The sequence below is a fragment of the Neomoorella stamsii genome (assembly GCF_002995805.1).
Taxonomy (GTDB): Bacteria; Bacillota; DSM-521; order Neomoorellales; family Neomoorellaceae; genus Neomoorella; species Neomoorella stamsii.
In genome coordinates this window covers 1-10,064 of sequence record NZ_PVXL01000036.1, presented here as the reverse complement: position 1 = coordinate 10,064, position 10,064 = coordinate 1, and the positions used below count along the sequence as shown (strand labels likewise).

At 49.7% G+C, this 10,064-nt stretch carries 9 protein-coding genes; 1 reads left to right on the top strand and 8 read right to left on the bottom strand.

From position 1 onward, the window contains the following. The first annotated feature begins 178 nt into the window (after window positions 1–178). Window positions 179–376 (top strand): hypothetical protein, encoded by a 198-nt coding sequence (locus MOST_RS06110; RefSeq protein WP_054936390.1) that lies wholly within the window; start codon window positions 179–181, stop codon window positions 374–376. A gap of 442 nt (window positions 377–818) precedes the next feature. Here MOST_RS06110 and MOST_RS06095 read toward each other — a convergent pair whose 3' ends face one another. The 8 genes from MOST_RS06095 to MOST_RS06060 are packed head-to-tail and all read right to left on the bottom strand — an operon-like array spanning window position 819 to window position 9,567. After that, the gene (locus tag MOST_RS06095) at window positions 819–1,412 is read right to left on the bottom strand and encodes a hypothetical protein (RefSeq protein ID WP_054936391.1); all 594 of its coding nucleotides are present in this window, start codon (window positions 1,410–1,412) and stop codon (window positions 819–821) included. A gap of 47 nt (window positions 1,413–1,459) precedes the next feature. Then, window positions 1,460–3,235, bottom strand: coding sequence for a PglD-related sugar-binding protein (locus MOST_RS06090; RefSeq protein ID WP_054936392.1), 1,776 nt, complete (start codon window positions 3,233–3,235; stop codon window positions 1,460–1,462). A gap of 20 nt (window positions 3,236–3,255) precedes the next feature. Continuing rightward, window positions 3,256–4,227, bottom strand: coding sequence for an NAD-dependent epimerase/dehydratase family protein (locus MOST_RS06085; protein ID WP_054936393.1), 972 nt, complete (start codon window positions 4,225–4,227; stop codon window positions 3,256–3,258). A gap of 15 nt (window positions 4,228–4,242) precedes the next feature. Then, window positions 4,243–5,628 (bottom strand): nucleotide sugar dehydrogenase, encoded by a 1,386-nt coding sequence (locus MOST_RS06080; RefSeq protein WP_054936394.1) that lies wholly within the window; start codon window positions 5,626–5,628, stop codon window positions 4,243–4,245. After that, the gene (locus tag MOST_RS06075; protein WP_083476557.1) at window positions 5,618–6,841 is read right to left on the bottom strand and encodes a glycosyltransferase family 4 protein; all 1,224 of its coding nucleotides are present in this window, start codon (window positions 6,839–6,841) and stop codon (window positions 5,618–5,620) included. The genes MOST_RS06080 and MOST_RS06075 overlap by 11 nt, the downstream gene beginning before the upstream one ends. Before the next feature lie 4 nt (window positions 6,842–6,845). Then, window positions 6,846–7,787 carry an SDR family oxidoreductase gene (locus MOST_RS06070; RefSeq protein WP_054936396.1) on the bottom strand — a complete coding sequence of 314 codons (942 nt, stop codon included), beginning with the start codon at window positions 7,785–7,787 and terminating at the stop codon, window positions 6,846–6,848. A gap of 1 nt (window position 7,788) precedes the next feature. Further along, window positions 7,789–8,919 carry a glycosyltransferase gene (locus tag MOST_RS06065; RefSeq protein WP_054936397.1) on the bottom strand — a complete coding sequence of 377 codons (1,131 nt, stop codon included), beginning with the start codon at window positions 8,917–8,919 and terminating at the stop codon, window positions 7,789–7,791. Between the two features lie 3 nt (window positions 8,920–8,922). Continuing rightward, window positions 8,923–9,567, bottom strand: coding sequence for a class I SAM-dependent methyltransferase (locus MOST_RS06060; RefSeq protein ID WP_054936398.1), 645 nt, complete (start codon window positions 9,565–9,567; stop codon window positions 8,923–8,925). Window positions 9,568–10,064: the final 497 nt, after the last annotated feature.

Sequence of the window (10,064 nt, the reverse complement as noted above, 5' to 3'; positions counted from 1 at the left end):
TAAGTCCTTTAACCAAAGAAGGGGAAAGAACATGGTTGTATACACCATTATTGTTGTTGTATTACATTTAATCAACTACCATATATTGCCTTGCAATGGGTTAAAGATTTTTATGCAACGCTAGTGACCTGCGGTAATAATTAACAGACCCAGACCTTTATGTTTTAGTGCTTTCATATTGTGGTACAAAGTACACAACCTACCCCACCTGCACCAGTTCCTGTCCCTTCTCTTCCCGGAAGCCCGGCAGGACCAGGCGCAGCAGTTCTTCCACCCCGGCTATATCGGCCCGCCAGCTTGGCTGGGAGACCAGCCCCAGGAAGCGCTCCAGCCCGGCGGCGTCGAATTCCTCCGGCCGGGCTACAATGTAAAGTAGTATACAGTGCTTTTGAATATGTCAATTATTTATAGCTTTGCCTTTTCTGCTCCCACTGCCATGCTGAGTAGACAATCCGTTCCATGTCAGCGTAAGCAAGCCTGCCAGCCTAAACGGGCGCGGATTTTGCTGGCGTCCGCCATCAGGAACGATGGGTCGCCCGGCCGTCGACCTGCGTATTGCACAGGGAAGTCCACACCCTCCTCCTGGCACCATTTTTCTCCTAGCCGGCACCCAACCGCCAGCCTTTATATCTTACCGAAAAATCCACGCCGGTAACCTTTTGGGCGGCCACAATGACCTCCAGGATGGAATAACCCCGGTCATAACCGCAGTTAATTAACTCGCTCTACCAGCCAAGCAGATACTCCAGGCACAGCACGTGACCGCAGTCAGGTCTTCCACGTGGATGTAGTCCCGGATGCAGGTACCATTAATAATATCAACTCGCGAGAAGTAAATCGCATGTTTTTATTATGCGCTCTAAAGTTTCTGCCATGATAACATTAACATTTCTAAAATGTTCAGTTCCCGTAGACACTACCCAATATGTATAACGTTTAGCTAACGGTATTGGTTCAGGTTCAACTGGGAAGATAGTAGTTAGTGCTTTAAATACACCTAATTCCTTATCCATATTAGTTGGTGAGCTAAAGACAAGAAAAATTATTTCCATATCTTGCGGATTCCATAAAAAAGGACACGGAATTATCAACCCTTTTTTTCTACTTGGAGGAAGCTGTTCCTGAGGTATATTTATATAAAAATCACAGTATAGCAGGTCCTTCAATGGTTCGTTAAATCTACACCCGATCAAGGCGGTAAAGTTATCTAAAAACTGAATTGTTAGTTGCCTTGCAAATTGATAATTCTTATATTGTGATAAAAACTCTTTATTACCAGTTCGATAAACCTCTATTAACACATTCATGAAATCTTTGATTGCACGTCCATAACTATAACGTTGAGGCTCACTTCTTGCAGGAGGATACCCAAAGTGTGTTTGGTAGAATTTATAAAGAGAGTTTATTCTCATTCTTATGCCCCTCCTTTCGCTAAACTAGAAATAAAGACTTACCTTCGTTATACTATCCTCTCCACCACTTTATACCTTAATCCTAAAGATTTACACATAGCTATAACTTCTTCTCGCCGGTTAGCAGGGGCTGAAGGCATAGCTACGATAACTTCCTCCACCCCGCTGGCGGCAATCTGTTCCAAGGCGGTGGCCGGGCCCAGGATGGGCACGCCATGGATGCTGAATCCGTGTTTGGCAGGATCGTCGTCAATAAAACCTACTACCACATAACCCATCTGGCGGTTATTTAAAAGCTCCCGCAGGACCATCTCCCCGGCGTCGCCGGCGCCATAGATGGCTACCTTCCTTCCCTCCCGGTTTGAGGTACTAAGGAAAAGCTGGTGAAAACCGCGCAGAAAAAAGCGGTTGGCAGGGATGAGGATCAGTAGCAGGAGCACATAAATGACAAAGACGGTACGCGGGTAGCCCGCAAAACGGAATAAAAGCGTTAAACCGGACATAGAAATGGCCGCCCCTACGATTACTCCTTTAAAGATGGCCACCAGGTCATAAACTCCGGTATAGCGTAAAAGGTTCCTGTAAAGGCCAAAGAACCAGAAGGATAGCAGGAAGCCGGGCAGGACTACCGGTAAGGATTGAACCACCAGGTGCATCCTGGCGGGGGTTAATACTCCATCATAACGTAACAGGTAGGCGGCCAGATAGGCGACAACCAGCACCACCACATCGGCAACGCTTTCCACTAAGCGGCGCAAGATAGCTGTGGCTTTACGCCGGGTCAGGTCCCCGTCGGTTGTAACCGCCAATTCATGGTTGCCATAGACCGGGACCTGGGCCAGAAAAGCAGCGAAATAAACCGCAACCATGGTCATGAAAATAAAGATCACCGACACGGTTGGGAGGTTCAACCTGTTAAGGTAAACGCCCAGCAACCCGAAAGCCAGGCTGACTGCATATAACACCAGCACTGCCTGTCGTTCCGTCAGGCCAATAGCCACCAGCCGGTGGGAAGTATGGTCCCGGCCCCCTTGCGATATGGGCCGGCCATTTAAAGCCCGTACTATAGAAACCAGAGTGGTATCCATAATAGGTACGGTTAGAAACATTACCGGGCCGGCCAGACTCCAGATCAGGTTCGCTACCGAATAGCGCGTCCAGGTACCCAATAGAGTCAGCACCGATAAGGAAAACCCCAGGAATAAGCTCCCGCAGTCGCCCATAAAGATGCGGGCGGGATTAAAGTTATAAATTAAAAAGCCCAGAGAAGCAGCACTGAGCATGAGGGCAGCCAGGGCCACCTCCGGGCTTCCCATTATCCGGGTGTGAATGAACAATAAGACGCCGGCGATGGCCGCCGTGCCTGCCGAAAGGCCGTCCATGTTGTCCAGCAGGTTGAAAGCATTGGTAATACCTACAATCCAGAAAAGGGTAAGGGGCCAGTCAACCCAGGCGCCAAGACCGGTTGTGAAATGAATACCCGCCGCGACAACGATAAACGCCGCCAGAAGCTCCCCGGCCATTTTCATCCGGGGTGACAGGGCGCGAATGTCATCGACAAGGCCTACAACGAAGATTATCAGGGCTCCCAGCAGGAAGGCTGTTTCCCCACGGCCACCTCTTCCCATGGCCAGCATCCCGGCCATAAAAGCCACAAAGATTACCACGCCGCCCAGTAGTGCGGTCGGTTTCTTATGCCATCTATCTTCTTTGGGCCTGGCTACCATGCCCACCCGGTGGGCAAAAGCCATGACCAGCGGGGTCAATACTGCCGCCAGCCCCAACACTAAAATAAAACCCCACGCGTAGACAGCTTCCCCCATACTTTCTTCCTCCGCGGCAATTATAACCTTTCCTGTTCCCGGAAGTATTCGACAACCTTTACCAGAATTCCTTTTAAATCCACCCGAGGTTCAAAACCTATATACTCCTTTATCTTCGTGATATCCGGGGTGCGTTCCTGCATATCTTCAAAGGAATTGCCGTAGACCTCTTCATAATCTAAATGAATAATAGGCGAGGAACTGCCTGTGAGGGCCAGGACCTCCCGGGCCAAGTCGTTGATAGAAATCACCTGGCCGCTGCCAACATTGAATATTTCCCCTTCCGCCCGGGGGCAGGCCATCAAATCAATAATCGCCCGTACCGCATCCCCGACATAAGTAAAACTCCGCGTCTGATTGCCGTCGCCATACACCGTGATTGGTTCCCCCGCTAGAGCCTGCCGGACAAAGCGGGGCACCACCATGCCGTATTGCCCGGTCTGCCGCGGCCCGACGGTGTTAAAAAAACGCACAATAACTACCGGCAAACCCCGTTCCTGGTGGTAGGCAAGGGCCAGGAACTCGTCCATGGCCTTGGCACCGGCATAATTCCATCGGCGGATGGTGGTAGGTCCATAGATGCGGTCATCGGTTTCTTTCAAGGCATGGTTGGAATGCTTGCCATACACTTCTGAGGTTGAAGCCACCAGCACCTTTTTCCGGTACTTATCCGCCAGGGCCAGTACGTTCTCCGTACCACGGATGTTAGTAGTTATGGAATACACCGCTTTCTCCATAATGGTCTTGACACCCAGCGCCGCCGCCAGGTGATAGACCTGATCGGCCCACTCCACCCATGGTTCCAGGGTAACTTCCTCGCGTACATCTCCTTCCACCAGGCGGAAACCAGGATGGGCCAGCACCCCTTTAACATTCTCCCGGCTGCCCGTAGTCAAATTATCAAAAGCCACCACCTGGTGGCCGGCATCGAGTAAAGACTCTACCAGATGGGAACCGATAAAACCGGCACCGCCGGTAACCAGAATATTCACCCATGCCACTCCTCACTATAATTTAATCACATTATCCGCCTTAATACCTTTAGTAGCATTGCGGGTATCAAAAACCAGGGGGGACCTGGAGACAATCCATTCCCAGTCAAAGCAACTATGGTCCACCAGAATAACAACACAATCCGCCTGGCCCAGTACAGCCTCCGTCAAATCCACCGACTCCAGCCGCACCCCTTCCTTTTCCCTGGCCCCCCAGCGGAACTCATTCCCCAGGGTAAGGGCCGGTACATAGGGGTCGTGATAGGCCAGGGCCACTCCCCGCTCGATAAGCAACTCCATGACATGGATGGCCGGCGAATAGCGACAGTCATCAATATCCTTCTTAAAGGTCGCCCCCAAAGCCAAAATCTTAGCTCCCCGCAAAGGTTTTTCCCGCTCATTAAGGACAGCAGCTATCCTCTCTACCACATATACCGGCATACTGTTATTCACCTCCGCCGCCAGCTCAATGAAACGGGTGTGGAAATCATACTCCCGCGCCTTCCACAGGAGGTAATAGGGATCGACAGGGATGCAATGTCCCCCCACTCCCGGCCCGGGGTAAAAAGGCATATATCCAAATGGCTTGGTAGCAGCCGCATCTATAACCTCCCAGATATCAATTCCCATCCGGTGGCATAGAAGGGCCATTTCGTTCACCAGCGCGATGTTTACCGCCCGGAAGGTATTCTCCAAAAGTTTTGTCATCTCAGCTACGGCAGGAGAAGATACTAAATGGACGGCATTGTTTTCGATAATCTGGCTGTATAACAGGCGGGCCAGTTCCATACAGGCCGGCGTCAGGCCGCCGATGACTTTGGGTGTGTTATGGGTAGTAAATTTCTTGTTCCCTGGATCCACCCGCTCCGGAGAAAAGACAAGGAAGAAATCCTCACCTGCTTTAAGACCCGTAGCCTCCAGCCTGGGCAGGACTACTTCCTCAGTAGTGCCGGGATAGGTAGTACTCTCCAAAACGATCATCATCCCCGGGTGCAGATGAGCAGCAATCTGGTTCGCCGCAGCTTCTATGTACGAGAGGTCAGGGTCCTTGGCCCGGTTAAAGGGCGTGGGAACGCAAATAAAAACTACATCCATCTTATCCAGGAGTTTGAAATCCGTGGTAGCCGCCAGCCTATCCGCCTGGCGCAGTTCCTGCACCCTTTCCCACGGTACATCAGGGATATAACTCTCACCCCTATTAATCCGCTCTACCTTATCTCGGTTTAAATCAAAACCCAGGGTCCTGTATCCTGCCCCGGCAAACTCTACAGCCAGGGGAAGACCTACATAACCGAGACCGATAACGCCTATCCGGGCAATCTTATTTATGATTTTTCTTTCCATTTCCAAAAAGATTCCTTTATGTGAAGCAAGAGGTAATTCTACTTCCTTAATCGCCATTTTCCTTCCCTCCAATATTAGTCTGATAGAGGCCCTTTGCCCGCAAAAGATCAAGGTATAACTTCCGGATATCCGCCTCCAACCGGTCAATGCTATAGGTAGCCAGCGCCCAATCCCTGGCGGCATCAGCAATTTTTTGCGCCAGTTCCTTGTTCTCTAATATGGTCATAACTTTCTGCCCCAGTTCTATAACATCTCCAGGTTCAACAAGCATACCCGTTACGCCATCCTGAATCATATCTGGTACTCCGCCTACCCGGGTGGCTACCACCGGACAACCGGCGGCCATGGCCTCAATAATAGTAACCGGTGTGCCTTCATTATTTGAAGTCAAAGCCAGTACATCTAAATCACGATAAATATCCGGCATGTCCTTCCGCCATCCAAGAAAGGTGACGTGTTCTGTTATGTCCAGTTGTTTAGTCACATCTTCCAATTCCTGCCGTAATTCACCATCACCTACCACCACAAAATGCAAGGGAATATCAGATGAATCCAGCAATGCCTTTGCAGCTTTCAAAAACAGGTTGTGATTTTTTATGGCAGTTAACCGACCGACAATGCCTATTAGCCGGACATCTCCAGCCAGGCCTAGCTCAGCCCGCAATCGTCCCCTTACTCCATGTAAATATGGTTCCAAGTCAATCCCCAGAGGGACAATCTTCACTTTACCAGGCTTCCCGATACCGAAACCGAGAATGTCCCTCTGCTGTTCCGGGCTAAGGACAAGAATGGCGTCCGTCAAATGTGCCAGGAACCGTTCAATGAGGATAAACAATTTTGTCTTTCGCGTGGAAAAATAACCCGAAAAGACGTGGCCATGGAAGGTATGTACGATTACAGGCACCCTCGCCAGACGTGCTGCAACCCTGGCCAAGGTGCCTGCTTTAGCAGTGTGTGAATGTACTATTACCGGCCGGTATAACCGAAATAAGCGATATAACTTCCGGAGGGCTTTAAGATCATCAAATAGGCTTATCTCCCTCCCTAATTCGGATATATGAAACGGCTCCACTCCATGCTGGCGGGCAAAATCCTCCATTCCCCCTTCACCCGCAGCAAGGGAACCGCAAACCAACATGCTATCAAATAGTCCATCGTTATTAAGACGTTCTGTGAGGTGTGTCGTATGTATCGCCGGCCCACCGATATTCAAACGGGTAATTACACGCGCTACGCGATACGGTAGTTGCAATTTCTTTTCACAACCCATGACCCTATATCTCCATTTGCTTTTTATACCATTCTACGGTACGACGCAGGCCTTCACGAAAATCAATACAAGGTTTATAGCCTATAACCATTTTGGCCAGAGAAATATCCGCCAAGGAATGTTTAACATCACCTTTACGAGATGCTTCATATACAGGTTTGATGCTTGTTCCAAGGATATTGTTCAATTCAGTTACCAATTCATTTAAAGTATATCGCTGCCCGCAGGCGATATTAAGCACCTCGCCCTTCAATTCAGGTGCCTGGAGGGCAGCGAGATTAGCGTTTATTACATTATCAATGTAGGTAAAGTCCCTTGACTGCTCACCATCGCCGAAGATCACAGGTTGTTCTCCTTTAAGCATGGATGTAATAAATTTTGGAACTACAGCAGCATACTGTGAAGCAGGGTCCTGACGCGGGCCAAAGACATTAAAATATCTGAGACTTACTGTTTGCAACCCGTAAACTTCATAAAATACACGGCAGTAATACTCACCCGTAAGTTTACTCACAGCGTACGGCGATAGCGGCATGGGTTTCATATCTTCTCGTTTAGGAAGCACTTCAGTATTTCCATAAGCGGAGGATGAAGCGGCATAAACAACCTTTTTAACCCCGGCATCCCTGGCAGCAATAAGGATATTTAAAGTACCCTGAACATTTACGGTATTGGATGATACCGGATCAGCAATGGAGCGCGGCACCGAAGGTAAAGCCGCCTCGTGAAATACATAATCTACCCCAACCATCGCTTCCCGAACGTACTCAATATCCCTTAAATCGCCGTCATATATTTCAACATTCTCTTGAATATCAGCAAGGTTTTCTTTTTTTCCAGTGCTAAAATTATCAATAACTCTTACTGTTTCTCCGCGCTTTACTAAAGCATGGACAAGATGAGAACCGATAAAACCAGCGCCACCCGTAACTAAATATTTTGGCAAGTTAATCCCTCCGATTGAATAAGGAAATATACTTTTGGGCAATGCCACATACATCGAAAACTTTGGCTCTAGCTTTGGCGTTTCTTCCTAGCCGTTGCCGTAACTTGGGCTCATTTATTAACCTTTTAATGGCTAAAGCAAGTGCTTGAGCATCGCCGACAGGTACAAGGTAGCCATCTACGTCATGGGTGATAATATCCGAGGCTCCATCGGTTGCGGTAGCAATTACTGGAAGCCCCAAAGCCATTGCTTCAATAATGGCGATGCCAAAAGTTTCCCAACGTGATGGCAACACAAAAAGATCTGCTGTCTCCAACCATGTATATGGATTTTGCGCATAACCTACAAAGTGGACATGATTATTTAAGTTAAGCTGTCTGGCCAACTGGCTCAACCTCTCTCGCTCCGGGCCGTCACCCAGGATGTAACATTCCCAATTACCCATTTCATTTCTTACCAGTGCCAGCGCCTCCAGTAAGACATCCATACCTTTTGCAGGGTGTAAACGCCCCACACTCACCATACGAGTGGCCGCCGTCTTATCAGGTAGCTCGCCCTGACTTACAGCCATTTTACAAATCTGGGCTAGGTTGAGACTATTTGGGATAATGGTGAAGCGTTCGGCGGAAACACCCAACAAGTTTTTAGTCTTAAGTTTAATCCCAGATGAAATGGCAATAAAATGATCAATATGTCCCGGCAGGAAGGTACGTACCAGCCACTGCCTTACCCAGCCATCCCGGTGCAAGCGGAACTCCTGTACCAAATCGCTTTGCACTGACCAGACAGTCATAGGACGCTCCGGCATCTGCCTAAGGGCAAAGGCGGAGATCAATGTAGGTAACCACAGGAAGGTGAGGACTACGTCAAATGGGTGCTGAAGGAAATACTGCCGTAAACCTGTCACCAGCCACCACATCCAATAGATCCTCAAAATGGAATTCCTCGGCAAACGCTGGGAAAGGCAGCGTACAATGATTTTACCGTCCAGATCGTTTAACCATACGCCCTGGTGCTCCAGCAAAACCACTTCAACATGATGGCCCATTCCCTGCCACTGCAAAGCCAACTGGATCAACTGCCGCTCCGCACCGCCGGCCTCTAGGTTTTGATGGACGATACAAATCCGCACGCTTTACGGTTCCCCTTTCAAGAGACAGTGAAACTTCCAGCGCAACGGGAGCGACCTCACCAGCGGAACGTCCTCACAGGAAACGAGAACTCGCAAGAGCGCCGGGGGCAAACGTTTTTCCTTTGGTACAAGAAAAGGTCGCCATGTAACTCTTCTAAAACCAGCCTCCTGAAGCAAGGCGATACCCTTCTTCACTGGCAAATCCCGCCTCGGGTTAAGATCAAGGATTATCTTTTTCCGGACGCAGGGCCGGAGCCGCCTTAATACCGCCAGAGGCTCCCGGGTGTACGCGAAAAAGGTCCGCATATAGGCAACAACAGCGTCGTATGGCTCGGTTAGCGACAGTTCATTTACATCAGCCACCGTAAGGTCAGCGTCCAGACCGGCCTCTCGCAGCCTACTACCGGCCACCCTGACCCTCTCTGGAGCGAAGTCAACGCCGTGATAGCGCAGACCATACCGAATAAACGACCGGGCCAGGTAACCGTCGCCACAGCCCAGTTCCAGTACTGAATCTCCTGATTTGAGGGGCACGCCCCAGAAAAGTGTCAGCAAGAGCCTCCGATACATGTAAAACTCCTTGTTGGCATATTCCCGCGCGGTAAAACCTTCGGCCAGGCGGTCATACTTATCGATAAGACTGTCCACGTTACTTACCCCCTAAGCCAAATTGCTCTGCCAGCTTCTGTGACGACACAAACCGGTACCTCCTGGTTGCCACCGTCAGGAACGCCCTAAGCATAAACCACGTCCGCGCTGAGAGCAGATCGTAATCGTGAAGGTAAATAAGCTGGTACGGAGGCACTCCCCACCCACGATTTTTCGACCCTGAACGAAACCACTGGCCCAGGCTACACGTGGTGGGCAGGCATATTAAACTTCCCCGCTCGTTGGTGTAGACCAGTGGCGACTGAAGCCACTGCGATGTGTCGAGTCCGTTAGCGTCCACACCTGCGGGGACACGGGCTGAGCAGTCGTAGGCAAAGCCCAGGTCCACCAACCGTTCCGTTCACCATCCTAAGGTGGACCCCATTGTCAAGACACGAGATGAGAAATTTTTAAGCGTGGAATATTTAAGTTTGTATGGGGATATAAGGAAATAGCTAAGACTTAACATCTTTTGGCATTACCATATTTGTTATAAT

Bases quoted from the DNA above. Each gene is read 5' to 3' on its own strand.
- MOST_RS06095 (WP_054936391.1), bottom strand. From the start codon at position 1,412: ATGAGAATAAACTCTCTTTATAAATTCTACCAAACACACTTTGGGTAT.
- MOST_RS06075 (WP_083476557.1), bottom strand. From the start codon at position 6,841: ATGGGTTGTGAAAAGAAATTGCAACTACCGTATCGCGTAGCGCGTGTA.
- MOST_RS06080 (WP_054936394.1), bottom strand. From the start codon at position 5,628: ATGGCGATTAAGGAAGTAGAATTACCTCTTGCTTCACATAAAGGAATC.
- MOST_RS06090 (WP_054936392.1), bottom strand. From the start codon at position 3,235: ATGGGGGAAGCTGTCTACGCGTGGGGTTTTATTTTAGTGTTGGGGCTG.